The sequence below is a fragment of the Streptomyces sp. NPDC031049 genome, assembly GCF_055571015.1.
Window position 1 is genome coordinate 277,629 of sequence record NZ_JBVIGC010000003.1, and the last position, 26,036, is coordinate 303,664.

Genomic DNA, 26,036 nt, shown 5'->3' on the forward strand with positions numbered 1-26,036 from the left:
ACGGACGTTCGATATTTCGTATGCCGCTCGTAACTTCGAACGGGACCGTAGATTCGCGGGCCCGGCCCGTCAATGGGTTGCGCAGGACTTTCCAGCGCGTACGCTCGACAGCGCCGCGGGGCGGGGGCGAGAAGGGGGCGCGATGGGCGGATTCCTCAGCGGGTTCTACACCGAGTTCTGGTGGGTCCCGGCCACCGTCCTGGCCGCCGCCCTCGCCATCAAACTGCCCACCATCATCCGGTTCTGGAACGACCCGCTGCTGCGCGCCGTCGGCGGGCTGCTGCTCCTGGCCTGCGCCGTGTTCGTCTTCGTCGCGCCCTCCACGATCGCCCGGGTCAACCGCGTCACCGGCGTGCCGAACATCTCGGCGCCCTGGGTGTACTCCCTGCTGACCGCCTTCTGCGGGTCCTGTCTGCTGCTGATCATCGCCTGGCGCAACGGCCTGTCCGACCGGTCCTCGGCCACCCGCCGCGCCCGGCGCTGGGTCGTCTCCGTCTACGGCGGCGTCATCGTCGCCCTGTGGGTGCTGTTCGCCCTCGCCGACGCGTCCGAGGAACGGCTCCAGGACCTGGACACGTACTACGCCACCACGCCGTACATGCGCGAGCTGATCCTGCTGTACCTGCTCGCGCACACCACGGCCGCGCTCGTGACGTCCAAGCTGATCTGGAACTGGATCCGCACCGACGGCCTCGACGCCTGGCTGCGCTGGGGCCTGAAGTTCCTCGGCCTCGGCTACGCGATGAACCTGGTCTTCGACGCCGCCAAGCTCACCGCCGTCGCCGCCCGCTGGACGGGCGGCGACCTGGACCGGCTGAACACCGACGTCGCACCGCCGGTGGCCTGTCTGTCGGCCATTCTCATCGCGGTCGGCTTCATCCTCCCGCACGCCGGCCAGTACCTCCACGAACGCTGGCGGTTGCGGCTCGCCCACCACGAACTGCGCCCGCTGTACGCCCTGATGCGCACCGTGCACGGCGGCGGCGTGCCCTTCGAGCTGCGCTCCAGCCCCGAACTGCGCCTGACCCGACGTGAGACGTTCATCCGCGACACCCTGTTGCCGCTGGCCCGCGCCATGGACGAGGAGCTGCGCCACCGCTGCTACGCCGCCGCCCGCGGCCTCGGCTTCCCGCCGGAACGGGCGAGGGCGCTGGCCGCGGCGGTCGCCGTGCTGGACGCCGTGGACGCCCGTCCCCGCCCGGCACAGGCCGGTGACGACCGCGACACCACCGAACTGCTGCGGGAGATCGGCGCGGTGTCGCGGGCCCTGCGCCGCCCCGACGACCTCCGGGCCGTGCGCGCCCGTGCGGCCGCTCAGGAAGGCAACGTTCCGGTCGCCGACTGACCGGTAGCTGGCTGGGAGCACGTATGTCTTGGCATATTGCACAGGTGACCGCGCAACCAGGCGAGCAAGGGGTGAACGGTGCGGACGAGCAGGCAGATGCGTCGCCTCGCTGACGCTCTCATCGACCCCATCCGGGTCCCGATCCCCGCCGACCCCGAGGTCCTGTTCGAGGCGCTGGTGGAATCCGTCGCCGCCTGGCGGGGCCGGGACCTGGTGGTGCGCCGCGAGACCTTCCCGCCGCACACCGCCAGCGGGCTCTGGCTGGAGGGCGAGCACCAGGACGTGGTCGTGGTCGACCGGCGGGCCGCGGTCTGGCACCAGATCGTGATCCTGTGCCACGAGGTGTGGCACATGAGCCGCCGTCAGGACGACGCCCGGCCCGGCGGAGCCCCGGCCGGCGCCCCGCAGGCGGTCGCCGCCCGCACCGACTTCAGCCTCGCCGAGGAACAGGAGGCCGACCGTTTCGGCATGCTGATGGGGCGTCGGCTGCGCACCTGGCTGGAGGCGTCGGAGGACTCGGTGTACGCCGCGCGGGGCAGCGACACCCAGGGCCTGGCCGGCCGCATCGGGGCCGCGCTCAACTACCGCGGGACGCGCGGATGAGCGGCCTGGTGAACTACATCAGCTGCGCCGTGCTGTGGCTCGGCCTGCTGGTGAAGGCACCGGACCTGATACGGCACCGCTCCGACCCCTATCTGCGGGCCATCTGCGCCGTGCTGGGCCTGGCCGGGCTGTGCTTCTTCCTCGGCGCCCCGCCGACCGTCGGCGCCGTCAACCGCCTCGGCGGCGCCCCCAACCTGGCGGCACCGGTGACGTACGCCTCGATCACCGCCTACAGCGCCGCCAGCCAGGTGCTCATCGTCTACTGGAGGGGCGGGCCGCACGTGCGCCGGACCGCCCGCCGCTGGATCGCCGCCTACGCCTGCGTGGTCCTCGGCATCGCCACCGCCTTCGCCCTCGGCGACGCCCCCGAGGAGCGGCGCACCGACTTCGACACCTACTACGCGACCACGCCCTACATCGGCCACATGATCGTGCTGTACCTGACCGGCCATCTCGCGGCCGTCGGCGTCACCACCGTCTCGGCGCTGCGCTGGGCCCGGCAGGTGAGCGGCCCGCTGCGGGTCGGCCTGACCGTCCTCGGCGTCGGCACGCTGTGCAACGCCGGGTACAGCGTCGCCAAGTTCGTCGCCGTCGCCGCCCACTGGAGCGGCCGGGACTGGTCGGTGCTGGCCACCGGCGTCTCCCCGGCCGCCGCCGGGCTGGGCGCCCTGGTGACCGTCACCGGCGTGCTCATCCCGCTGGTGGGGCCGCAGCTGGCGGACTGGCGGCGGGCCCGGCGGATGTACACGCGCCTGGAACCGCTGGAGCGGGAGCTGTCCGGGGTCCTCGCGGCCCGGTCGCTGCAACTGCCCCGGCCCCGGTTCGCCTCCCCCACCACCCGGCTGATGTGGCGTCAGACCAGCATCCACAACGCCCTCAGCCACCTGGACGTCCGTCTGGACCGCTCCCTGTACGAGCGGACCCGGCAGACGGTGCTCGACAAGGCCGGCGACCCGGAGCGGGCCGAGGCCGCCGCCTGGGCGGCGGTCGTCGCCACCGCCGTCCGGGAACCGGCGGACCCGGACCCGGCCGCCCTCCCGCCGCCGCACGGGACGGACGAGCGGCCGGCGCTGCCGGTGCCCGGACCCGGGGTGCTCGCCATGGTCGCCGACGCGCTGACCGGCGCGGAGCGCCCCGCCGCCCGGCAGGACGCCGCCACCGCCACGGGCACCGTATGAACCGGGCGCGGACCGGACGGAGGTCACGGGCATGAGCCTCGTCGTGTATCTGGCGGCCCTGGTCTTCGCCCTGTCCTCGGTGGTGCTGCTGCGCCGGCCGAGCGTGGCGCTCCGCGATCCGCTGACCGTGTCCACCTGCGCGGCGATCCTGCTGGGCGCCCTCGTCTTCGTCTGCTCGGCACCGCTCACCCTGGCCGCCGTCAACGATGTCACCGGCGTACCGAACTTCGGCGCGCCGCTGACCTACGGGATGCTCTCGGCGTACAGCTGCTCGCTGGTGGTGCTGCTGATCAACTGGCGTGGCGGGCCCCGGGAGCGGGTCCGCCGCCGGGTGCTGCGCACCATGGCCGCCTACGCGCTGCTGATCGTCGCCCTCGTCGTGCTGTTCGCGCTGGGGGACGCGCACACCGAGCGGCTGACCGACCTCGACACCTACTACGCCGACGCGCCGTTCCTGCGGGAGATGATCCTGCTCTACCTGGCCGGGCACAGCGCGGCCATGCTGATCATGTGCGCGGTGTGCGTCAAGTGGGCCCGGGAGGTCACGGGGCTGCTGCGGACCGGGCTGCACCTGATCACGGCCGGGTGCCTGATGGACCTGGTGGGCTTCCAGCTGGCCAAGTACACGGCGGTCGTGGCCCGACTGGCCGGCCATGACCTGGACTTCCTGTCCACGTCCGTCGCCCCGCCGATGGCCTCGCTCGGCGCGCTCACCTGCTCCGCCGGCTTCGTGCTGCCCCGGCTGCTGCCCGCGGCCCTGGCCCACTGGCGTGGCCTGGACGACTACCGGCGGCTCGGTCCGCTGTGGGCGCTGCTGCGCTTCGTCCAGGCCGCGCCGACACCGCCGGCCGCCTGGTGGCAGCTGCCGCGGGAGCGGTTGCAGTGGCGCGAGGTCTCCATCCACGACGCCCTGCTGGCGCTCGCCCCGTACTTCGACGACCGGGTGCGCGAGCGGGCCCGTCAGGCGGCGCTGCGCGCGGGCCACTCCGACCACCAGGCCCGGCTGGCCGCGGAGGCGGCGATGCTCGCCGACGCCGCGCGCCGCGTCGCCGCCCGGGAGGAGCCGCTGCGCACGCCGAGCACCCACCGGCTGCACGCCACGGAGGTCTCTGGGACCAGCGGGCTGGTGGAGCTGGCGGAGGCGCTGGCCGCATCACCTGCCGCGAGCGCCGTTCGTGAAGGTACGGTGAGGGCCGCCCACGGGTGGAACCACGGCTGACCGCGGGCACCGGCGAACCCCGAGGAGTCCCATGCCCGTCAGAGCTGTCGTCATCGGTGCCGGCCTGGCCGGCCTGCTGGCCGCGGCGGCGCTGTCCAGCGCCGTCGACGAGGTGATCGTGCTCGAGCGCGACGACCTGCCGGACGGCCCCCAGCACCGCCGGGGCGTGCCGCAGGGCCGCCACGCGCACCTGCTGATGGCCGGCGGCATGGACGCCATGGAGGAACTCCTGCCGGGAGTGAGCCTGCGCAAGCGGCTGCTGGCCGCCGGCGCCCATGAAGTCTCCCTCGGCCAGGGGATGGTGGTGCTCACCCCGGACGGCTGGTTCCGGCGCTGGCGGCATCCGGGGCCCGCCATGGTGACGTGCAGCCGGGCGCTGCTGGACTGGGTGGTGCGGGAGGCCGTCGAGGCCCTTCCCGGGGTCCGCATACGCCGGGCCGGCGCCGTGGGGCTGGCCGGCGGGGCGGACCGGGTCACCGGGGTCAGGACCGCCGTCGGCGCCGGGGCCGGAACCGGCTCGGGAACCGGAACCGGAACCGGCTCGGGCTCGCGCTCCGGCTCCGGCTCCGGCTCCGGCGAGGAGGTGCTCGGCGCCGCGCTCGTCGTGGACGCGAGCGGGCGCGGCTCCCGCTTCCTCGGCTGGCTCGGGGAGCTGGGGGTGTCCGGCATCCGGGAGCGCGGCGTGGACTCCGGTCTGGTCAACGCCACCCGCATCTACCGCGTGCCCGAGGGTGCTGAAAGCTTTCCGCTGACGGTCGTCCAGCCCGATCCGTACGCGGGCCGGCCGGGTCGCAGCGGCATGGTGCTGCCGATCGAGGACGGCCGCTGGATGGTGAGCCTGGCCGGCACCCGGGGCGCGGAGCCGCCGGCCGACCCCGACGGCTTCCTGCGCTACACGCTGCGGCTGCCGCACCCGATCGTGGGCCGGCTGATCTTGGGTGCGGAGCCGCTCACCGACGTCCACGTCAGCCGCAGCACGAGCAATGTGCGGCGGTACGCGGAGAGGGCCCGGCAGTGGCCCGAGGGGTTCGTCGTGCTCGGGGACGCGCTGGCCACCTTCAACCCGGCCTACGGGCAGGGCATGTCGGTGGCCGCGCTCGGCGCGCGGGTCCTCGCCCGGGAGGTGCGCCGCGCCGGTCCGGCCGCGCCCGGTCTCGCGCGCCGGGTGCAGCGCGGGGCCGCCCGGTCGGTGGACGGGGCCTGGGCGACGGCCGTCGGCCAGGACGTGCTGTACCCGCGGGTGCGGGGCGGCCGGCCCGGTCCGGCGGACCGTCTCGCCGCCGCGTTCACCCGCCGGCTGACGAAGGCGGCGACCGGCTCCTACCCGGCCGCCGCCGCGCTGTGGGACGTCACCAGCATCCTCTCGGGCCCGGCGCGGGTGCTGCGCCCGGACGCCCTGCTGGCCACGCTGACCGGCCCCGCCCTGCCCCCGGCCGCCGAACCGCCCCTGACCCGCGGGGAACGGCAGATCCTGCACACACTGGAACGGGCCGGGGCCCGTCCCGGCCACTGAGGCCCGCCCCTGCCGCGGGCCCGGCGGCCCGGCAGCGGCGGGGCCCGTCCGTGGCGGAGGGGCCGCCGGCCGCCACGGCTCACCGACCGGTCGACACCCGGCGCCCCGGACGCCGCCCCCGGGCTCACCCACTGGACAACGCCCGTCGCCCCCCGGACGCCCGCCCGCCCGGGACCGCCGGGACCCGGGATCTCCGGGCCGCGTTCCCCGGAGGGCCGGGGTCAGCCCCTGAAGGCGGGCTGTGGCAGGCCCTTGCCGGCGTCCGGTACCACCAGCAGGCTGCCCGCCACCGGGTGCGGGGCGGTCAGGCCCGTGCGGGCGGTGGTGACGTACAGGTCGGTCAGGTCCGCGCCGCCGAAGGCGCAGGCCGTGACCCGGGGGACCGGCAGTTCGATCACCCGGTCGAGCCGCCCGTCGGGGGTGTAGCGGCGGACCGCCGCGCCGTCCCACAGGGCGACCCACACACAGCCGTCGGCGTCCACGGTGAGGCCGTCCGGGAATCCCGCGCCCTCCTCGATCGCGGCCAGGGGGCGGCGCCCGGTGACCCGGCCGTCGTCGGCGTCGTGGTCGAAGACGTCGACGCGGCGCGTCGGCGAGTCGATGTAGTACATCAGCCGGCCGTCGGGGCTCCAGCCGGTGCCGTTGCTGACCGCCACGTCGTCCAGCATCACGCGGGCGGTGCCGTCGCCGGTGACCCGGCTGAGCGTGCCGCCGCCGGGCGCCTCGTCGTAGCGCATGGTCCCCGCCCACAGGCTGCCGTCGGGCGCGACGGCGGCGTCGTTGCCGCGGCGGCCCGGGACCGGGTCGTGCAGCAGCCGGCGGAAGGTGCCGTCGGGGTCGACCAGGCCGATGCCGTCGCGGAGGTTGAGGACCAGACCGCCGCCGGCGCGCGGTTTGGCGGCGCCCACGTGCTGCTCGGTGGTGCGCAGCGTCCGGCGGCCGGTGGCCGGGTCGTAGGTGTGCACCCGGCAGCCGAGGATGTCCACCCAGATCAGCCGGCCCGTGTCCGGGTCCCAGGTCGGTCCCTCGCCGAGCGCGGCCTCGGCGCGTACCGCCACCTCGTACCCCGTCATGCCGCGCTCCGGTGGCCGAGACGCTCGGACAGGTCGGCGGCGCCCTTGACGGCCAGTTCCTCCAGCTCGGCGCGGCGTTCGTCGCTCCAGCGGATCATCGGCACCGAGATGGACAGGGCGGCGACCACCTGACCGGTGCGGTCGCGGACCGGGGCGGCCACGCAGCTGACGTCCGGGTTGGACTCGCGGCTCTCGACGGCGATGCCCCGCTGCCGGATCTCCGCCAGCGCCTCGCGCAGCAGGGCCGGGTCGGTGATGCTGTTCGGGGTCATCGCGGCCAGCTCCGCGCCGTCGGGGACACGGGCGGCCAGCTCCCGCTCGGGCAGCGAGGCCAGCAGCATCTTGCCGACGGAGGTGCAGTGCGCGGGCAGCCGGCGCCCGGCCGCCGACACCATGCGCACGGCGTGCGTGGAGTCGACCTTGGCGATGTAGATGACGTCGGTGTCCTCGAGGATCGCCACGTGCACGGTCTCGTCGCAGGTCTCGGCGACGGACCGGGCGACCTGCTGGCCCTCGGCGGCGAGGTCCAGGTGCTCGGCGTAGCGGGCGCCGAGCTGGTACGGCCGCACGCCGAGGCGGTAGCGTCCGGGCTGGCCGGGCACCGGGACGATGTACTTGCGCGCGGCGAGCGTGGTGACCAGCTCGTGCACGGTGGTGCGCGGCAGTTGGAGCTTGCGCACGATGTCCGGGGCGGAGAGCGTGCCGTCCCCGTCGAGGAAGAGCTCCAGAATGTCGAGAGCCCGGGTCACGGCAGGTACGAGGCGTCCCACGGTCCGGCCCCCTTCCTGAGTCCCAGCCTGCGTTCGAAATACCAACAGGCGATCGGCATGACGAACAAAGGCTAGTCACGCCTCACCATCGAAGGCAACGGTCCAGCGACGCCGGTATACGGCACGACGACGCCCCTGTCGCTCTCGGGGGGCGGGCGGGCAACGCTGCCAAGGGGCGCCGGGCTGTGCCGATGTGCGGCTCCGCCGCGTGGGCGCGACCAGCCACAGCAAACCCGCACCCGTCCGACGACGGCTACCCCCCGAGTGGAGGCGCCCCCAGCTCCCCCCGCAAGCGCCGCGCCCGCAGCACCAGCTCCAGTTCGAACCGCCGGTCGGGATCGTCGATCTCGTCCCCCCACAGCTCCCGGATCTGCCGCAGCCGGTACCGGACCGTCTGCGGATGGACCCCGAGCCGCGCCGCCACCTCCGGCGCCCCGCCCCGCGTCTCCAGCCAGGCCAGGAGCGTCTGGGCGAGCCGGCGCCCGTGCGTCGGCCCGCAGTGCGCCAGCGGCGCCAGACACCGCACGGCCAGGTCGTCGATCAGCTCCTCGGGCTGGAGCAGCACGAGCGCCTCGGTGTGCTCGGTGCAGTGCAGCACCTCCCCGGCGGGCAGCAGCCGCCGTTCCATCAGGCGTACGGCGGCCTCGGCCCAGCGCAGCGACTTGGCGGCGTCGGCGAGCGCGACGGGCGGGCCGATGGCGCCGGCCCAGCCGGTCAGGGCGCGGCTCAGCAGCTCGGGGCGGCCGGCGGCGTCCGGTTCGGGCACGACCATACGGGGCTGCTCGTACTCCATGTCGAGCAGCACGCCCTGGCCGACGGCGGGCGCGACCGCCTCCCGCGCCGGGCGCAGCAGGACACCGACGGCGACCTTCCTCGGCAGCGGCCAGCCGATCCGGGCGGCCCGTTCGGCCAGCACCTCGGCGGCGTCGCCCCGGTGCTGCTCGGCGAACAGCAGCTCCATCAGGCGGCGCTGGAGGCGCAGCCGCTCCCCGGCCTGCCGGGCGGCGGCCTCGGCGTAGCCGCGCACGGACTGGTCGACCAGGCCGTCGAGGTACTCGTAGCCCGCGTCGACCAGTTCGTACATGGCCGGCGGCGGGATCTCGACGCGCTGGCCGATGTCGGCGAAGCGCCGCCAGGCCAGCCGTACGCCCATGCGGTAGATCGCCTGGAGCGAGTCCAGCGAACGGCCGTTGAGGCCCTCGCCGCGGCCGAACTCCTGGAAGACGTCGGGCGGGACGGTCGGGCGGCCGTCCGAGTCGGCCGCGTGCTCCAGGTGCTTGACGAACGCCTCGATGGCGCGGCGGATCCCGACCAGTGCCATCGGTTCGCCGGAGTCGTCGAGGACGAGGGGCAGATGGGGGTACTCGCGCCGGATCTCGCGCAGGATCTGCTCGGCCAGCGAGGGCGCCTCGGCCAGGGCGACCGCGGCGAACTGGCGGACCTGGTAGCGGGGCACGTCCTGCCAGGCCGATCGGGCGGCGACGGTTCCCGGGCGGGCGGCCGGCACGGGTCAGTCCCCCTGACCGGCGTGCTCGTAGGTGATCATGGGGTTGTTGGGCTGGTCGGGCGTGGCCTGGAGCAGCGCGACGACACCGAGCGCGGCGCCCACGGCGAGGGCGGCGGCGAGCGCGACGGTCAGCGCGGCGGCGAGCAGTCTGGACATCGCAGGGTCAGCCTCTCTGTCCGGATCCGTCCGGATTCGGTGCGCGGTCATGCCCCACCCGGGCGTCCCGCCCCTGCCTGTCGGGGCCAGTGTCGACAAGCATTGACACCGCGTCAAGAGGCGCCTACGGTTCCCGGCCCATACCGAACGCGCACGTTCCCGTCACGTTCCTCCACTTCCTGGAGCGCCCGGATGCGCCGCACTGCTTCCCCGTTTTCCCTGATCATGCTGGGTCTCGGCACGTTCCTGCTGGTCCTGGCCCCGCTGCTCGCCTGGTACGTCAAGCCGCGTGCCGCGGTGAACCCGATCGACATCGACACCACCGCCGTCTACACCGGCACCGGCAGCGTCTTCGACCTGGACCGCGTCGAGACCGTGCCCGACCAGAAGATCACCGTCACCCAGCGGGTCCGCGGCGACGTGGCCGAGAGCGAGCGCAGCGGCGCCGCGGTCTGGGACGTGATCACCTCGGTCGACACCGAGAAGTCGCTGCCCGCCGCCGACCCGCACGACGCGCTGGACTTCACCCCGCACCGCTGGGTCAGCGACCGCGACTCCAACCGGCCGGTGCACTGCTGCGGCGAGAAGCCGTACATCGAGGGCGAGGCGTACCTGAAGTTCCCCTTCGACGTGCAGGAACGTTCCTACCGCTGGTGGGACAACACCCTGGGTTCGACGGTGGTCCTGCACTACGAGGGCCGCAAGAAGATCCGCGGGTACGAGGGCCTCCGCTTCACCGCCGAGGTGCCGGCCACGAAGACCGGCACCCGGCTGGTCCCCGGCAGCCTCGTGGACCAGCCGGAGCGGCCGCAGGTGCTGGCCGAGGAGTGGTACGCCAACCACGGCATCGAGCTGGTCGTCGACCAGGCCACGGGCCGGGTGGTCTACGCGCAGACCGGCCCGCGGCAGACCCTGCGCGCCCCGGGCGCCGACCAGGACGCCGCGGTTCTGCTGGACAGCCGGAAGCTGTCGTTCACCGAGGAGACCCAGAAGTTCGCCGTCGACCAGGCGAAGAAGGACAGCGGTCAGCTGCGCCTGGTGGGCCGGACCCTGCCGATCGGTGCCGCCGCGGTGGGACTCGTCCTCGCGGTCACCGGGGGCGTGCTGGTGGCGCGCGGCCGTCGCCCCCGCACGGAGCCCGAAATGCCCGGATCGGCGGAGCCCGCCCTCACGAAGTGATGTGACATCAGCTCTAACAAAGCCGGAAATTGTCACGCACGTGAGTAGCCGTGGGGAACGGCTCGGCGAAAACTGTCCCATCCCACCCGAGCACGCCCCGTCCACACCCCCTCCCAGGAACGGCTCAGGAACCCCGCAGCACCGCACGCCGGGGCGCGACCGCAGCGGTCCGCGCCCCCTTCTTCCCCACGCCGAGTTCCGCACTCCGAGACGAGTTGGAGCACCGATGCCCCAGCACGTGCCCTCCTCGCTGCGCACCGCGTTCCCCAGCGTGCCGCAGCACCCTCCGGCGCTCCCCCCACATCCGCGCCGGATCACCTTCCTCGCCCACCGAGACCTGGGCAACCCGTCGGCCGGCGGCTCCGAACTGCTGGTCGACCGGCTCGCCGACGGCCTGACCCGGCTCGGCCACCAGGTCACCCTGCTGTGCGGCGGGCCCGCGTCCTACCGCGACTACCGCGTGGTGTCCGCGGGCGGCGCCTACGGCCACTACCTGCGCGCCCGCTCCGCCTTCGCCCGCCAGGTCGGCGAGACCGACCTGCTCGTCGAGGTGTGCAACGGCATGCCCTATCTGGCCCCGCTGTGGCACCGCGGCCCCACGCTGTGCCTGGTCAACCATGTGCACACCGATCTGTGGCGGATGCGGTTCGGCGGCCCGCTGGCCCCGGCCGCACGGCTCGGCCGAAGGCTGGAGCACTGGGCGCTGACCGGTGCCCGGCGGCGCGGACTGCTGGTCGCCGTCTCCCCGTCCACCGCCCACGCCCTGCGCGCCATCGGCGTCGAACGGGACCGCATCCGGGTCGTGCACAACGGCGTCGAGGAACCCGGCCCGAGCGCCGACCGCTCCCCGGACCCCCTGTTCGTGGCGGTGGGCCGGCTGGTCGAGTACAAGCGGATCGACCTGCTGCTGCGGCTGTGGGAACGGGTCCGCCCGGTCACCGGCGGCCGGCTGCTGATCGTCGGCGACGGCCCCGAGCGGGAACGGCTGGAGCAACTCGCCGGTCCCGGCGTGGAGTTCACCGGTCATGTCACCGAGGCGGAGAAGCACCGGCTGCTGTGCGCGGCCTGGCTGCTGCTGCATCCGTCGGCGGTGGAGGGCTGGGGGCTGGTGGTGACCGAGGCCGCGGCCCGCCGGACCCCCGCGGTCGCCTTCGACGTGCCCGGTCTGCGCGACTCCGTGGTGGACGGCGAGACGGGGGTGCTGGCGCACGGCGAGTCTTCCTTCGCGGCGGCCTGGTGCGCGCTGGCGCTGTCCGCGCGACGCCGGGAGCTGATGGGGAAGGCGGCGCAGGAGCGAGCGGCGGGGTATCGCTGGGAGCGGACGGTGCGGCAGTTCCGGGCCGTCGCCGCGGAGGCGGTGAGGGGTGGGGGACGGTGACGCCTGATCGCCGTGTGGGCAAGATCGCCGGGCGGCTGCGGGTTCGTCGTGGCCTGTCGCGCCCACGCGGCGGAGCCGCACCCGACACAGCCCCGCGCCCCTTGCCGGCGTCTCCGTCCCGGCGAGTCGAAGATCCGTCCCTCCGACGGTCGCTCGCCCTCCTCCGGGCCTTTCTTCACGAGCAGGACGACCCCGACGCCTGCTACTCCCTGCTCGCCCGGGACGCCGCCGACCAGCTGGAGCGCTACGACGGTCCGCTCGCCGGGCGCGTCGTCGTCGACGTCGGCGGGGGCCGCGGGCACTTCACCGCCGAGTTCCGGCGCCGCGGGGCCCAGGCCCTGCTGTGCGAGCCCGACGCGCGGGAGCTGGGCGAGAAACCGCCCGAGAACACGGTGATCGCCGACGGCTATCTGCTGCCGCTGCCCGACGGGGCCGCCGACGTCACGTTCTCCTCCAACGTGCTGGAGCACGTGGCGGACCCGCAGACGTTCCTGAGCGAACTGGCGCGGGTGACCCGGCCCGGCGGGCTGATCTACGTGTCCTTCACCAACTGGCTGTCACCGTGGGGCGGGCACGAGTGGGCCCCGTGGCACTACCTCGGTGCCGAGCGGGCCCGCGCCCGCTACCGGCGCCGTACCGGCCGGGACGCCAAGCACACCCTCGGCGAGAACCTCTTCCCGGTGCACATCGGCAGCACCCTGCGGCAGGTGCGCGCCCGCGACGACGTACGGATCGTCGCCGCCCGCTCCCGCTACTGGCCCTTCCTCGCGGAGGCCGTCGTCAAGGCGCCCGGCATCCGCGAGTTCGCCACCTGGAACCTCCTCCTCATCCTCCGGCGGTGTCCTTCATGACGACCACGGTCCAGGCCCCTCCTCCGGCAGCCGTCCCCACCCCCGCGGCCCACGCGGGCCCGCCGGACGGCCCGCGCTCACGGCGCTGGCTGCTGGGGTTCTGGGCCGTGGCGTTCGTGCTGTTCCTGGCCGTGCGGCCGGGGCGGCAGACCTTCGACACCAAGCTGGGCGTGACGGTCGACCCGGGCCGGTTCCTCGGCGGCCTCGGCCAGCTCTGGCACGACCAGAACTCCTTCGGCGGCATCCAGGACCAGTACGTCGGCTACCTGTGGCCGATGCTCCCCTTCTACTGGGTGGCGGACCTGGTCCAGCTGCCGGTGTGGCTGGCGGAGCGGCTGTGGATGTCGCTGATCGTCTCCGTCGCCTTCTGGGGCGCGCTGCGCCTGGCCGAACGGCTCGGCGTCGGCAGCGGCGCCGGCAGACTGCTCGCGGCGGCGGCGTACGCCCTGTGGCCGGTGTTCACCACCGTCGTCGGCTCCACCTCGGCCGCCGCGCTGCCCGGCGCGTTCCTGCCGTGGGTGCTGCTGCCGCTGGCCGACGAGCGGTACGCCGCCCGCGTGGCGGCGCTGCGCTCGGCGCTGCTGGTGCCGTTCATGGGCGGGGTGAACGCGGCCTCCACGCTGGCCTCCCTGCTGCCGGTCGGCCTGTACCTGCTGTCCCGGCCGCCCGGTCCCCGCAAGTGGCGGCTGATCGCCTGGTGGACGCCGGCGGTGGTCGTGGTGACGGCGTGGTGGTGGATCCCGCTGCTGCTGCTCGGCGCGTACGGGGAGAACTTCCTGCCGTACATCGAGACCGCCGAGACCACCACGTCCACCATGTCGGCGACGGAGGCGCTGCGCGGCGCCGGCAACTGGGTGGCCTATCTGCACTTCGGCGAGGCCTGGCTGCCGGCGGGCTGGACGGTGGCGTCCTCGGTCCTCGTCGTCGTCTGCTCGGCGCTGGCGGCCGGGCTGGGCCTGGCCGGGCTGGCCCGGCGGGACATGCCGGAACGGCGCTGGCTGGTGCTGACGGTGCTGGTCGCGGCGCTGGTGCTGCTCGCCGGATACGGCGGCGCGTTCGGCGCCCCGTTCCACGGGCTGGTGCAGGACTGGCTGGACGGCTGGCTGGCGCCGTTCCGCAACATCTACAAGTTCCAGACCGGCCTGGCGCTGGCGCTGGTGCTGGGCCTGGCCCATGTGACGGCCGTGGCCTCGGCACCGCGCCGGGCCCGGCGGCCCGGGCGCCGGTTCCTGCCGCTGGCGGCGGCCGTCCTGGTCCTGCCCGGGCTGGTGTGGCCGTACCTCAACGGCTCGATCCTCGGCCCGGGTTCGTTCCAGAAGGTCCCCGACTACTGGCAGGCCACGGCCGACTGGCTGGAGAAGTACTCCCCCGACTCCCGCGCCCTGGTCGTCCCGGCGACGGCGCACGGCATCCACACCTGGGGCTCGACCATCGACCAGCCCCTCGACGTGGTCGCGGACTCCCGCTGGGCGCAGCGCGACTACGTCCCGTTCGGCACCCCCGGCAACCGGCGTGCGATGGACGCCGTCGAGCAGGCCCTGATGACCGGCGGGGAGATACCGGGCCTGGCCGACTTCCTGAGCCGCGCCGGGATCCACTACGTCGTCGTCCGCAACGACCTCGACCCGGACCAGATCGGCCAGGTACCCACGACCACGGTCAAGCGGGCGCTGGAGCAGTCCGGGTACGAGCGGGTGACCGGGCTCGGCCCGGTGACGACCGGCGGGGTGATCGCCGAGGACGCGCCGCTCCAGGTCGAGGGGCTGTATCCGCGGCACCGGGCGGTGGAGATCTACCGGCCGACGGACGCGGACGTGCCCCGGCCCGGACAGGCGGGTCTGGCCCCGGTCGCCGGCACGGCCGTGGTCTCCGGCGGCCCGGAGGCGCTGCTGCCGCTGGCGGCCGGACTGCGCGGCCGGCCCACCGTCCTGACCGGCGACCGCCACCCCGGCCTCACCGACCCCCAGGTGCAGGTGACCGGCGACGGGCTGCGCCGCGCCGACACGCGGTTCGGGCTGGTCAACGCCAACACCTCGTACACGTACACCCGCGAGGAGCGCAACGCGCCGGACGCCGTGCAGAACCCGGGCGAGCGGCCGCACCAGATCCTGCCCACCGAGGGCCTGGACCACCAGACCGTGGCCGAACTGCGCGGCGCCCGCTCCGTGACCGCCTCCTCCTACGGCAACTGGCTGTTCCACCTGCCGCAGTACGACCCGGTCAACGCCTTCGACGGCAACCCGGACACCGCCTGGACGGAGGGCGTGCCCGGCTCGCCCGACGGGCAGTGGCTGCGCATCGGCTTCGACGGCGCCTACGACATGCCGGGCTCCTTCGAGGTGACGCCGCTGCCGCAGGACGGGGTGCGGGCGGCGGCCACCCGGGTGCGGGTGGAGACCGAGAAGGGATCGCGGACCAGCTTCCTGCGGGCGGACGGCAGCACCCAGCGCGTCCGGGCGCCCGCGGGGGCCACGGACTGGATGAAGCTGACGATCACCGACTCCACCGCCCGCCGGGCCGGGCTGACCGGTGCGGGCTTCACCGAGATCGGCCTGCCGGACATCCAGGTCACCCGCATGCTGCGGCTGCCCACCGACGCGGCGCGCTCCGACGCCGCCACCGAGATCGTCTCCCTGCACCGCGCGGCCGACCCGACGGGCCTGTCCCCGACCGGCACCGAGGCGGGGCTGCACCGCCGCTTCACCACGGCGGCGGACGGCACCTTCGAGGTGCGGGCGAGCGCGGTGCCGGTGCCGGGGGCGGAACTCGACCGGCTGCTGTACGAGGTGGCGCCTTCGCAGCGGGCGCGGATCACCGCCACCGCCGACTCGACGGCGCGGCTCGGGGCGGGCCTTTCGGCGCGCAACCTCACCGACGGCGATCTGACGACGGCGTGGATCGCGGGCGACCGGCCCACGATCCACCTGCGCTGGGAGGGCAAGGTGGCGGTGGACCGGCTGGTGCTGGCCGCGGCGGGCGGGCTGTCCACCCGGCCCACGCAGGTGCACATCAGCTCCCCGGACGGCGCGGTGATCGCCGGGGTCGACGAGAACGGCTGGGTCCGCTTCGAGCCGATCACCACCGACAGCCTGGACATCACCGTCACCGAGACCGCGCCGCTGACCCTGCACAACCCGGTCGCCGACGAGAAGCTCCAGCTGCCGGTGGGCCTGACCGAGGCCTACGTCCCGGCGCTGGAGCAGCTGCGCACCCCGCGGCCGGACGCCGGCCGGGAGTTCACGCTGCCCTGCGGCAGGGGCCCCGACGTCGCGCTGGACGGCGAGCTGTACCAGACGTCCGTCGAGGGCACGGTGGGCGACCTGGTCGACCGGCGGCCGGTCCAGGTGACGCTGTGTCAGGAGGGGCGGGAGGACGCCGGGGTGGAGCTGTCCGCCGGTGCGCACCGGCTGGAGGGCGGCGACGCGGGCCCCCTGACGCTGACCGGCGTGACCCTGACCCGCGGCTCGCTCGGCGACGCCCCCGCCGCCGGGCGGGAGCTGGAGGTCCGGGACTGGCTGGGCGACCGCCGCGAGCTGACCGTCGGCTCGGGCGCCGCCTCGTACCTGACCATGTACGAGAACTTCAACGACGGCTGGAAGGCCACGCTGAACGGCGAGGAGCTGACGCCGGTGCGGCTGGACGGCTGGCAGCAGGGCTGGCGCGTCCCCGAGGGCACGGGCGGCTCCGTGAAGCTGTCGTACGAGCCGGCGACGACGTACGACGCCGCGCTGATCGGCTCCGGCGTGGGCATCGCCGCGCTGATCGGTCTGGCGCTGTGGCGGCGGCGCGAGCCCGGCCCGGACAGCCCGCAGCCGCCGGCCCCGGCGCCCGGTCTCTGGCTGGGGACGGTGGCGGTGACGCTGGTGGGCGTGGTGATCGCCGGGTGGTGGGCGCTGCTGGTGCCGGCGCTGGCGGTACTGGCGTGGCGGCGTGCGGCGCTGCTGGCGCCGGTGGCGTTCGCGGCCCTCGCGGGGGCGGGGATCGCCGCCGCGTCCGGGGCCGGGGAGCCGCCCGGGGCGGGCGCGGGAGCCTTCGGTCACGTCGCGCAACTGCTGGCGCTGGCCGGGCTGTTCGCGGCACTGGTGAGCTGGGGCCGGCCGGAGCCCGCCGCCGGTTCCGCCGAGCCCGCCGCCGGTCCCCCGGAGCCCGCCGCCGGCTCCCCGGCGCCTTTCGTGAACGACCCGGAGGCGCCCACCCGGCCGCTGCCCGGCGTCGCCGGGGAGAGGGGCGGGCGGCCATGACGACCGCACGGGCCGGCACGGCCACGGCGCCGGTGCGCATCCCGTTCCCGGTGGTGGACGAGGTGGCGCGGCACTGCCTCCAGGAGGAGGAGCCGGAGACCGTCCACATCGAGGTCCACCTGCCCGGCCGCATCGACGTGGCCCGGCTGCGCACGGCCGTCGCCGAGGCCCTGCTGCGCCACCCGCGCATCCTGATGCGGGAGGCGCCGGGGCCGTGGTACCGCCGCCGTTACGAGTGGGAGCTGACCCCGGGGCCCGATCTGGACGTGGTGAGCGCGGCGCCGCCGGGGCGCGGAGCGCTGCGGGACGCGCGCACCCGGGCACTGGCCGAGGCGCCCCCGCTGTCCGCCGCGCCGCCGATCCGGCTGGAGGTGGTGCGGGGCGCGGGCCGGGAGACACCGGGCGGCGGGGAAACGGTCCTGCTGCTCACCGTCAACCACACCGCCCTCGACGGGCCCGCCTGTCTGCGGGTGCTGGCCACCGCCGCGGAGCTGTACGGCGGCCGGGACAACTCCCCCGCGGCACCGCCCGTCCGCACCACGGGCGAGGCACCGCCCGCCGTCGCCGGCCCGTCCCCGTGGTCCCGCCCGGCCCGGGTGGCCCCGGGCTCCCCCGAGCCCTCCCCCGGCAACGGCATGCTGGTCGTCGAACTCGCCCTGCCGCACCGCCCCAAGGGCGCCGCCTACACCGTCAACGACCAGCTGATGGTCGCCACGGCGCGCACCGTCGCCGACTGGAACCGGGAGCACGGTGCCCGCCCGCGCCCGCTGCGCATCACCATGCCGGTCGACGACCGGCCCCGGGACGCGGGCATGCCCATCGGCAACGGCACCCGGCTGGTCGAGGTCCCCTTCTCCCCCGAGGAGCTGGACACCGCCGACCCGGCGGCGCTGCTGCGGCACACGGCCACCCGCACCCGCGCCCTGAAGGCGCTGCCGCGTCCGCAGCTCGGCCACGGCGCCGCCCTGCTGACCTCCCCCTGGGCCCCGGTCGCCGCCCGCGCCGCCCTGACCCGCGCCCTGCGCCGGGCCGCCGCGCCGTGGACGTCGACGACCCTGCTCAGCAACATCGGCCGCATCCCCTACCCGCTGGACTTCGGCGAGGAGGCCGGGCGGGCGCACGCGGTGTGGTTCTCGGCACCGGCCCGGATGCCCCGCGGCCTCACCGTCACCACCGCCTCCACCGCCGGCCGCCTCCACCTCGTCCTGCGCTGGTCGCGGTCCCTGCTCGGGCACGGCGACGGCGCCCGGCTGCGGGACCTGTTCGAGCACCACCTGCACGCCACGGAGGTGACCTCGTGACCTCGGCCCCCGCCCGCCCCCCGCAGCTGCGGGACTTCTACGAGAACCCCGCCGTCCCCGTCGCCTCCGGCACCCCCCGCAGCGTCCGTCAGGCCCGGATGCTGGCGGCGGCGCTGACGGGCGAGGCCCGCCCGCAGACCGTCCTGGACATCGGCTGCGGCGACGGCACCGCCGCCGCGACGGCCGCCCCCCACCTCGCCGGGCACCGCGTCGTCGGCGTCGACTGGTCCCAGGACGCGCTGCGCCGCGCCCGCACCCGGCTGCCGTACGCGGTGCGCGGCGAACTCACCGGCGACGGCCTGCCGTTCGGCGCCGCCACGGCCGACGCCGTGCTGTTCAGCGAGGTCGTCGAGCACCTGGTGGACCCGGACGCCGCCCTGGACGAGATCCGCCGGGTGCTGCGGCCCGGCGGTCATCTGATGCTGTCCACCCCGAATCTGGCCGCCTGGTACAACCGGGCCCTGCTGCTGGCCGGGGTGCAGCCGGTGTTCTCCGAGGTGAGCCTGCGCGCGATCCACGGCCGCCCCGGCTCGGAGGTGGTCGGTCATCTGCGGCTGTACACCGCCCGCGCGCTGCGGGAGTTCGTGACGGCGGCGGGCTTCGACGTCGTACGCCTGGCCGGGGCCCCGTTCCACGGCGTGCCGCGCCCGCTGCGACCGCTGGACCGGCTGGCGTGTGCCCGGCCGGCGCTGGCGTCGATCCTGTTGCTGCACGCGCGCCGGACGTAGGGGGACGTTCTCTCATGTGGTGGGGAGTGGCCGCGGCCTTGCTGGCGAACGTCCTGTACAGCACCGGGTTCGTCCTGGAGAAGCGGGCGCTGGCCGCCCTGCCGGAGGTGAGCGTGCGCCGGCCCGCCCGGCTGCTGCGGCTGGTGCTGGGCAGCCCGCTGTGGATCGGCGGCTCTCTCGCGCTGGCCTCCGGGTTCGCCGCGCAACTGGTCGTCTACCGCACGCTGCCGATCGCCGCCGCGCAGGGCCTGTTCGTCTCCGGCCTGGTGCTGCTGGTGCTGCTGTCGGCCCGGCTGCTGGGCGAGCGGACCAGCGGCCGGGAGCGGTACGCGCTCGCCGCGATCCTCGTGGCGCTGCTGATGGTGGTGCTGTCGCTGCGCGAGGGCGCGGAGACGGTGGGCCGGTCGGCGCCGTACGCGCTGGTGCTGCTGGTGAGCGTGCCCTCGCTGGCCGCCGGGGTGTGGCTGTACCGGTCGGCGGAGCGCCGGGCCGGCCGCCGGCACCGGCTGCCGACGACCGGCGTCGAGTACGGCGTGGCGGTCGGCCTGCTCTACGGCGTCAGCTCGCTGGCGATCAAGGGGGTGTCGGGCCGTCTGTCGGCCGACGGACCCGGCGGCGCCCTGCTGGACCTCCTGCGCTCCCCGTACCCCTACCTGCTGCTGTTCACCGGCGCGTTCGGCCTGGTCATGTCGCAGGCCGCGCTGCAACGCTGCCGGGCCTCCCTGATCGTGCCGGTGTGCACGACCGTGACCTGCCTGTACACGGCGGTGCTCGGCACACTCTCGTTCGGCGAGGCGCTGCCCGAGGACCCCGCCCGGCTGGCGCTGCGCGTCACGGGCACGCTGCTCGCCCTGGCGGTGCTGCTGGGCATGCCCAAGCACGACGCCGCCCCCGCCCCCTCCCTCGGTGCCAAGGAGCTGACCCCCCCCCATGAAGCCCGACGACCCGTTGCTGAAGATCCTGGCCTGCCCGCTCGACAAGGGCCCGCTGCACCTGCTCGCACCGCACGCCGGCTCCGGCCAGGCGGAGTCGCTGTACAACCCCCGGCTGCGCCGCCGCTATCCGATCGTCGACGGCATACCGCAGCTGCTGCCGTCCTCCGGGGAGCAGGTGCCGGAGGACGAGCACGAGGAGCTGCTGAAGCGGATGACGCCGTGACGCGGCCCGCGGACCGGGAGAGCGGCCCACCCGGGGCCCGTCCGCGCACCCTGGCCGCCCGGCTGGCGCCGCTGCTGCCCCGGCGCCTGGTCGCGGCGACGGCCCGGGCGGTCTACCCGCGCTTCGAGCCGGAGCTGGCGCGGCTGGCGGAGATGTGCCCGCCCGGCTGCGGCACGGCCGTCGACGTGGGCGGCTGGTACGGCCCCTGGACCCACCGGCTGGCCCGCCGCGCCCGCGAGGTGGTCGCCGTCGAACCCGTCCCCCACCTGGCCCGTCTGCTGGCCGCCGGCACCCCGGCGAACGTGCGCGTGGTGCGTGCCGCCGCCTCCGACCGCCCCGGCATCGCCCGGCTGTGGCTGCCGCCGGACGACCCCGGCGACCGGGGCGTGTCCTCGCTGGTCCGCAGGGACATCCACGCGCGCGCCCTGGACGTGCCGTGCGTCGCCCTGGACGACCTGGGCCTGACGGACGTCGGTTTCCTGAAGGTCGACGTCGACGGCAGCGAGGCCGCGGTGCTGCGCGGGGCGACGGGACTGCTGGCCCGCGACCGCCCGGCCCTCTTCGTGGAGCTGGAGTCCCGCATCCAGCCGATCGCCCCGGTGGTGACGTACCTGTCCATGCTGGGCTACGACGGCTGGGTGCTGCCCGGCGCCGCCTGGGTGCCGCTGGCCTCCTTCCCGCTCCAGTCCCACCAGGCCGCCGCGTCCTGGGTGGTCGAACGCGGTCTGCTCCCCCGCGTCCTGCCCTTCCGCGCGGGCCCCCGCTACGTCAACTCGGTGCTGTTCCTGCCGGACGGCCGCCGCCCGGGAGCGCGCCCGATGGGCGACGATGGCACCCATGCCGCCCGAGAAACGCCCCGCTGACCCCTTCACCCGGCTCGACTTCCAGCTGGTGCTCCTGCGCCGGATGGCCGACCACAACCCGGACCTGGTGGAGGACGCCCGGCGTGAGCTGGGCGCGTCGGTCGCGCGGATGCGCGAGGCCAACAAGCGCTGGCAGGCGATGCTCCGCTCCCCCCGCGCCCGCTCGGCCGCCTCGCGCTACCGCTCCGTCCTGGGCGAGCCGGAGTCGGTGGCACCCCGCCGCATCGGCGACCTGGACTGCGAGGCCCGCCTGTGGCCCCTGCCCCTCTGGCCGGACCTGCGCTTCGAGGTCCTCGTCGCGGCGAACGGCGCGGTCTTCACGGAGTGGCTGGTCCGCGCCCCGGGAGCCGCGTCCCCACGGCTGCGCACCCTGTCCGACCTCACGCCCTGGTCCTGCACCATCGACGAGGCCGCCCGCGCCTTCTCCCCGGCCCGCCCCCTCCAGGGCTCGGCCCCGACCCGTTGGGGGCTGGCCTTCACGGCGCCGGACGCCGACGGGGTGCGGCGCGAGGTGGTCGCGGAGTTCACCTGGGGGCTGCTGCAACGGACGGCGGTGGGCGAGGAGACGGGGCCGGCGGAGCAACCCCGGGACCGCGCTTGACCTTCCCCTTCGGTGAAGCCCCAGCATCGGTGGCGGAACGGAGGGGATTGTCATGGACGAGGGCATGCTCACGATCGGCGCGTTCGCCAGGGCCTGCCGGCTGTCGCCGAAGGCGCTGCGCCTCTACGACGAGCTGGGGCTGCTGCGCCCGGCCCGGGTGGACCCGGACACCGGCTACCGCTACTACGCGACCGGCCAGCTCGAGCGGGCGCGGCTGGTGGCCTGGCTGCGGCGGCTGGGCATGCCGCTGGCGGAGATACGCCAGGTGTGCGCCCTCGACCGGCCCTCGGCCGCCGCCCGCGAGATCCGCGCCTACTGGGCGCGCGTCGAACGGGAGACGGCGGCCCGGCGGGAACTCGCCGCGTTCCTCATCGACCAGCTGTCGGCCGGACCCGTGGAGGAACCCACCATGCTCGAACTGCGCTACTTCGCCCACTCCGACGCCGGCCGGGTCCGGCCCGTCAACCAGGACACCGCCTACGCGGGCGCCCGGCTGCTGGCCGTGGCCGACGGCTTCGGCCCGGCGGGCGCTCCCGCGAGCAGCGCGGCCGTGGAGGCACTGCGGTTCCTCGACACCGCGGAGGTGCCGGCGGGCGGGGTGCTGAACCTGCTGGAGGACGCCGTGCAGGGCGCCGCCGAGGCGGTGCGGGACGCGGGCGGCGGCGCCGGGGACAACGGCACCACGCTGACCGCCCTGCTGTGGACGGGATCGCGGCTGGCGCTGGTGCACATCGGCGACTCGCGCGCGTATCTGCTGCGCGGCGGCGAGCTGTTCCGGATCACGCACGACCACACCCTGGTCCAGTCGATGGTCGACGCGGGCCGGCTGACGGCGGACGAGGCCGCCTCCCACCCGCAGCGCGCCCTGCTGCTGAAGGCGCTCACCGGCGACGGCTCCGCCGCCTCCCCCGATCTGCGCCTGCACGACGCCCTGCCCGGCGACCGGTATCTGCTGTGCTCCGACGGCCTGTCCGCCGTCCTGGCGGAAGAGCGCCTGCACCGCGTGCTCGCCGACACCACGGCCGCCCCGGACACGGCGGTGCGCCATCTGGTCGACGCGGCGAACGAGGCCGGCGGCCCGGACAACGTCAGCTGCGTGGTGGCGGACGTCGTGGAGGCGGCGGCCTGACGCGGCGGGGCGCCCGGTGGCGGGGCCGGGTGCCCGGCGGCGGGCCGGAGCGCTCGGCGGCGAGCCGGAGCACCCGGGGGCGAGCCGGGGCGCCCTCCAGCGGCGTGACGGGGCGCCCGGCGGCGTGACGGGGATCAACCTCGCCGGCCGCGGATCACCCCGGCTCCCGGGGTAGGAACCGGCAGAGTTGTCCCACACCGGCACGCACGTACGACGAGGAGTCCCTGTGCCCTCCCTCTTCCCCGCCCTGACGGGCACCCCGGGCGAGCAGGCAGCACTGCGGTTCGGCGACCGCTTCCTGACCTACGCGGAACTGGCCGCGGCGGCCGGCGCCACGGCCGGGCGCCTCGGCGGCGCCGGGCGGGTCGCCGTCTGGGCGGCGCCGGCGATGGAGACCGCGGTCGCCGTCGTGGCGGCGCTGCTCGCCGGGGTCCCCGCCGTACCGCTCAACCCCAGGTCCGGGGAGAAGGAGCTGCGGCACATCCTGTCCGACAGCGCGCCGTCGCTCGTCCTCACCGCGCCCGGCGCCGACCTGCCCGCGCCGCTCGCCGGCCTGCCGCGCGTGGACGTCGACGTGCGCGCCACCGGTCCGGTGCCCGACGACCGGGACCTCGACGCGGAGGCTCCCGCACTGGTCGTCTACACCTCCGGCACCACCGGCCCGCCCAAGGGCGCCGTCCTGCCCCGGCGGGCCCTGGCCGCCACGCTGGACGCGCTCGCCGACGCCTGGCGATGGACCGGCGAGGACGTGCTGGTGCACGGGCTGCCGCTGTTCCACGTGCACGGGCTGGTGCTCGGCATCCTGGGCCCGCTCCGGCGCGGCGGGTCCGTCCGGCACCTCGGCCGGTTCGGCACCGAGGGCGTCGCCCGCGAGCTGAACTCCGGCGCCACGATGCTGTTCGGCGTCCCCACGATGTACCACCGCATCGCCGAGGCCCTCCCCGAGGAACCCGGGCTGGCCGGGGCGCTGGCCGGGGCACGGCTGCTGGTGTCCGGCTCCGCCGCGCTGCCCGTGCACGACCACGAGCGGATCGCCGCCGCGACGGGACGGCGGGTCGTCGAGCGGTACGGCATGACGGAGACGCTGATGAACACGAGCGTCCGCGCCGACGGCGAGCCGCGCCCGGGGACGGTGGGCGTGCCCCTGCCGGGGGTGGAGCTGCGGCTGGTCGCCGAGGACGGCACGCCGATCACCGGCCACGACGGGGAGACCGTCGGCGAGATCGAGGTACGCGGCGCCAACCTGTTCACCGAGTACCTCAACCGGCCCGACGCCACCGCCGCCGCGTTCACCGCCGACGGCTTCTTCCGCACCGGCGACATGGCGGTGCGCGACCGGGACGGCTACGTCCGCATCGTCGGCCGCAAGGCCACCGACCTGATCAAGAGCGGCGGGTACAAGATCGGCGCCGGGGAGATCGAGAACGCGCTGCTGGAGCACCCGGGGGTGCGGGAGGCCGCCGTGACCGGGGAGCCGGACGCCGACCTCGGCGAGCGGATCGTGGCGTGGATCGTGCCCGCCGACCCGCAGGCGCCGCCCGCCCTGGACGCACTGGCCGACCACGTCGCGAGCCGCCTGGCACCGCACAAGCGGCCCCGCGTCGTCCACCATCTCGACGCCCTCCCGCGCAACGACATGGGGAAGATCATGAAGCGGGCGCTGACCCATGGCTGACCCGGCACACCCGGCACAGCGGCTCTCCGCCCGGGACGTCCTCGCCCTCGTCACCGACGACTTCGCCGAACTCGCCGCCCCCGAGAGGCACTCCCCGCCCGACGGCCCGCTCGGCTGGAGCGGCTACGACGCCGCCCTGGCCCGCGCCGCCGAGCGCACCGGCGAGAGCGAGTCCGTGGTGTGCGGGACCGGCACCGTGGACGGCACCCGAGCGGTGCTGATCGCCTTCGAGTTCTCCTTCCTCGGCGGCTCGCTCGGGCAGCGCACCGGCGACCGGCTGGAAGCGGCGTACGAGCACGCCCGCGCCCACCGGCTGCCGGTGGTGCCGCTCGTCGCCACCGGCGGCAGCCGGATGCAGGAGGGCATGCTCGCGCTCACCCAGTTGCAGCGGGTGGCCCGGCAGTCGGCGCTGACCCGCCGGGCGGGCCTGGCGCAGATCGCCGTGGTGCGGGACCCGGCGACCGGGGGCGGCTGGGCCACCCTCGGCGCGGGGTCCGACGTGGTGCTGGCGCTGCCCGGCGCCCAGGTCGGCTTCGCCGGCTCGCGGGTCCGGCCGCCGGACGCCGACCCGGCGGCGTACACGGCCGAGGCACAGGTAGCCGCCGGCTCCGCGGACGCCGTCGTGCCGCCCGGTGAGCTGCGCGGCACCCTGGGCCGGTGGCTGCGGCTGCTGACGGCGCCGTCCGGCGCCCCGGCGCCGGTGCCCGAGCCGCTCGGCGCGGTACGGCCGCCCGCCACGGGGTGGGAGGCGGTGCGGCGGGCCCGCGCGCCCGAACGCCCCCGCGCTCGGGCCTACCTGGACGCCTACTTCACCGACCGGGTGGCCCTGTCCGGCGACCGCTGCGGCGGCAGGGACCCCGACGGCATGCTGTGCGGGTTCGGCGAGCACGCCGGGCGGACGATCGCCTACGCCGCCCAGACCGGCGCCCCGACCCGCCCCGCCGGGTACCGCACCGCCGCCCGGCTGATCCGGCTCGCGGACCGGCTCGGCATCCCGGTGCTGACGCTGGTGGACACCCCGGGCGCCGCCAACGACGCGGCGGCGGAGCGGCAGGGGGCGGGGCCCGCGATCGCCGAGCTGTTCGGCGCCGTCGCCGAGGCGCGCACGCCCGTCACCACGCTGGTGATCGGCGAGGGCGGTTCGGGGGGCGCGCTGGCGCTGGCCGCGCCCGGCAGCACCTGGGCCACGCCCGACAGCTACTTCTCCGTCATCGCCCCCGAACTGGCCGCGGCCATCCTCAAGCGCCCCGCGACGGACGTGGAGGAGACGGCCGGCCAACTCCGGCTGGCGCCGGGCGACTTGGCGGAGCTGGGCGTGATCCGGATCCGAACAGGGGATCAGGTGTTCCCTGGAACAGGTGATCCCCGCTCATAAGCACGCCTGCGACTCCTGGGACCAACGAGACTGACGGTGTGCGGGCAACGGGCTGCAGACCGTAGGCGACGCACAGGTCCCACATCACAGGCAACACCGCAAGGAGCGGCACGATCATGAACCTTCTCACCGACATCCTCGCCGGCCTCGTCCACTTCGTCGGCTGGCTGGTCTGACGGTCCGGAAGCCCGGC

The 26,036-nt window shown here is 75.4% G+C and carries 21 protein-coding genes and 1 pseudogene; 18 read left to right on the forward strand and 4 right to left on the reverse strand.

All coding sequences use genetic code 11. The annotated features are described in order from the left end of the window. Positions 1 to 142: 142 nt before the first annotated feature. From ACZ45Q_RS06940 to ACZ45Q_RS06960, 5 genes are all read left to right on the forward strand, one after another. Positions 143 to 1,345 (forward strand): MAB_1171c family putative transporter, encoded by a 1,203-nt coding sequence (locus ACZ45Q_RS06940; RefSeq protein WP_468256024.1) that lies wholly within the window; start codon positions 143 to 145, stop codon positions 1,343 to 1,345. Positions 1,346 to 1,441: 96 nt separating this feature from the next. After that, the gene (locus ACZ45Q_RS06945) at positions 1,442 to 1,948 is read left to right on the forward strand and encodes a toxin (protein ID WP_468256027.1); all 507 of its coding nucleotides are present in this window, start codon (positions 1,442 to 1,444) and stop codon (positions 1,946 to 1,948) included. Continuing rightward, positions 1,945 to 3,126 carry an MAB_1171c family putative transporter gene (locus ACZ45Q_RS06950; RefSeq protein ID WP_468256030.1) on the forward strand — a complete coding sequence of 394 codons (1,182 nt, stop codon included), beginning with the start codon at positions 1,945 to 1,947 and terminating at the stop codon, positions 3,124 to 3,126. The genes ACZ45Q_RS06945 and ACZ45Q_RS06950 overlap by 4 nt, the downstream gene beginning before the upstream one ends. 31 nt (positions 3,127 to 3,157) lie before the next feature. Then, positions 3,158 to 4,345, forward strand: a complete 1,188-nt coding sequence (locus ACZ45Q_RS06955; protein ID WP_468256033.1) for an MAB_1171c family putative transporter — start codon at positions 3,158 to 3,160, stop codon at positions 4,343 to 4,345. Positions 4,346 to 4,376: 31 nt separating this feature from the next. Further along, on the forward strand, positions 4,377 to 5,858 hold the full coding sequence (locus ACZ45Q_RS06960) for an NAD(P)/FAD-dependent oxidoreductase (RefSeq protein ID WP_468256036.1): 1,482 nt from the start codon (positions 4,377 to 4,379) through the stop codon (positions 5,856 to 5,858). Between the two features lie 221 nt (positions 5,859 to 6,079). Here the strand turns inward: ACZ45Q_RS06960 and ACZ45Q_RS06965 are convergent, their stop codons facing one another. The 4 genes from ACZ45Q_RS06965 to ACZ45Q_RS06980 form a co-directional block, all read right to left on the reverse strand. Continuing rightward, entirely contained in the window at positions 6,080 to 6,931 is an 852-nt protein-coding gene (locus ACZ45Q_RS06965; RefSeq protein WP_468256039.1) for an SMP-30/gluconolactonase/LRE family protein, read from the reverse strand. Continuing rightward, on the reverse strand, positions 6,928 to 7,701 hold the full coding sequence (locus tag ACZ45Q_RS06970; RefSeq protein ID WP_468256042.1) for an IclR family transcriptional regulator: 774 nt from the start codon (positions 7,699 to 7,701) through the stop codon (positions 6,928 to 6,930). Before ACZ45Q_RS06970 ends, ACZ45Q_RS06965 begins: the two co-directional genes overlap by 4 nt. 253 nt (positions 7,702 to 7,954) lie before the next feature. After that, the gene (locus tag ACZ45Q_RS06975; RefSeq protein WP_468256044.1) at positions 7,955 to 9,208 is read right to left on the reverse strand and encodes a PucR family transcriptional regulator; all 1,254 of its coding nucleotides are present in this window, start codon (positions 9,206 to 9,208) and stop codon (positions 7,955 to 7,957) included. Positions 9,209 to 9,211: 3 nt separating this feature from the next. Further along, positions 9,212 to 9,364 carry a hypothetical protein gene (locus ACZ45Q_RS06980; RefSeq protein ID WP_468256047.1) on the reverse strand — a complete coding sequence of 51 codons (153 nt, stop codon included), beginning with the start codon at positions 9,362 to 9,364 and terminating at the stop codon, positions 9,212 to 9,214. Between the two features lie 192 nt (positions 9,365 to 9,556). On the opposite strand from ACZ45Q_RS06980, the gene pgfA reads away from it, so the two are divergent. From pgfA to ACZ45Q_RS07045, 13 genes and pseudogenes are all read left to right on the forward strand, one after another. Beyond that, positions 9,557 to 10,543 (forward strand): cell envelope lipid trafficking protein PgfA, encoded by a 987-nt coding sequence (gene pgfA / locus ACZ45Q_RS06985; RefSeq protein ID WP_468256050.1) that lies wholly within the window; start codon positions 9,557 to 9,559, stop codon positions 10,541 to 10,543. A gap of 226 nt (positions 10,544 to 10,769) precedes the next feature. Continuing rightward, positions 10,770 to 11,921: a glycosyltransferase family 4 protein gene (locus ACZ45Q_RS06990; protein ID WP_468256053.1), complete on the forward strand. Its 1,152-nt coding sequence runs from the start codon at positions 10,770 to 10,772 to the stop codon at positions 11,919 to 11,921. A gap of 101 nt (positions 11,922 to 12,022) precedes the next feature. Continuing rightward, positions 12,023 to 12,772 carry a class I SAM-dependent methyltransferase gene (locus tag ACZ45Q_RS06995; protein WP_468256056.1) on the forward strand — a complete coding sequence of 250 codons (750 nt, stop codon included), beginning with the start codon at positions 12,023 to 12,025 and terminating at the stop codon, positions 12,770 to 12,772. Beyond that, positions 12,769 to 17,013, forward strand: a complete 4,245-nt coding sequence (locus ACZ45Q_RS07000) for an alpha-(1->3)-arabinofuranosyltransferase domain-containing protein (protein WP_468256059.1) — start codon at positions 12,769 to 12,771, stop codon at positions 17,011 to 17,013. Before ACZ45Q_RS06995 ends, ACZ45Q_RS07000 begins: the two co-directional genes overlap by 4 nt. Then, positions 17,010 to 18,314: a condensation protein gene (locus tag ACZ45Q_RS07005; RefSeq protein ID WP_468256062.1), complete on the forward strand. Its 1,305-nt coding sequence runs from the start codon at positions 17,010 to 17,012 to the stop codon at positions 18,312 to 18,314. Before ACZ45Q_RS07000 ends, ACZ45Q_RS07005 begins: the two co-directional genes overlap by 4 nt. Continuing rightward, entirely contained in the window at positions 18,311 to 19,042 is a 732-nt protein-coding gene (locus ACZ45Q_RS07010; protein ID WP_468256065.1) for a class I SAM-dependent methyltransferase, read from the forward strand. Before ACZ45Q_RS07005 ends, ACZ45Q_RS07010 begins: the two co-directional genes overlap by 4 nt. A 14-nt stretch (positions 19,043 to 19,056) precedes the next feature. Continuing rightward, positions 19,057 to 19,971: pseudogene (locus ACZ45Q_RS07015) on the forward strand (DMT family transporter); the annotation flags it as partial. A gap of 1 nt (position 19,972) precedes the next feature. Then, the gene (locus ACZ45Q_RS07020; RefSeq protein WP_468256475.1) at positions 19,973 to 20,200 is read left to right on the forward strand and encodes a Trm112 family protein; all 228 of its coding nucleotides are present in this window, start codon (positions 19,973 to 19,975) and stop codon (positions 20,198 to 20,200) included. A gap of 62 nt (positions 20,201 to 20,262) precedes the next feature. Further along, positions 20,263 to 21,063, forward strand: a complete 801-nt coding sequence (locus ACZ45Q_RS07025; protein WP_468256478.1) for an FkbM family methyltransferase — start codon at positions 20,263 to 20,265, stop codon at positions 21,061 to 21,063. Further along, complete coding sequence (locus tag ACZ45Q_RS07030) at positions 21,038 to 21,664, forward strand: hypothetical protein (RefSeq protein ID WP_468256068.1); 627 nt, start codon at positions 21,038 to 21,040, stop codon at positions 21,662 to 21,664. Before ACZ45Q_RS07025 ends, ACZ45Q_RS07030 begins: the two co-directional genes overlap by 26 nt. Before the next feature lie 52 nt (positions 21,665 to 21,716). Beyond that, a complete protein-coding gene (locus tag ACZ45Q_RS07035; protein WP_468256070.1) occupies positions 21,717 to 22,793 on the forward strand; it encodes a MerR family transcriptional regulator in 1,077 nt (358 codons plus the stop codon). Between the two features lie 226 nt (positions 22,794 to 23,019). Further along, on the forward strand, positions 23,020 to 24,468 hold the full coding sequence (locus ACZ45Q_RS07040; RefSeq protein ID WP_468256072.1) for an acyl-CoA synthetase: 1,449 nt from the start codon (positions 23,020 to 23,022) through the stop codon (positions 24,466 to 24,468). Next, on the forward strand, positions 24,461 to 25,843 hold the full coding sequence (locus ACZ45Q_RS07045) for a carboxyl transferase domain-containing protein (RefSeq protein WP_468256075.1): 1,383 nt from the start codon (positions 24,461 to 24,463) through the stop codon (positions 25,841 to 25,843). Before ACZ45Q_RS07040 ends, ACZ45Q_RS07045 begins: the two co-directional genes overlap by 8 nt. Positions 25,844 to 26,036 lie beyond the last annotated feature (193 nt).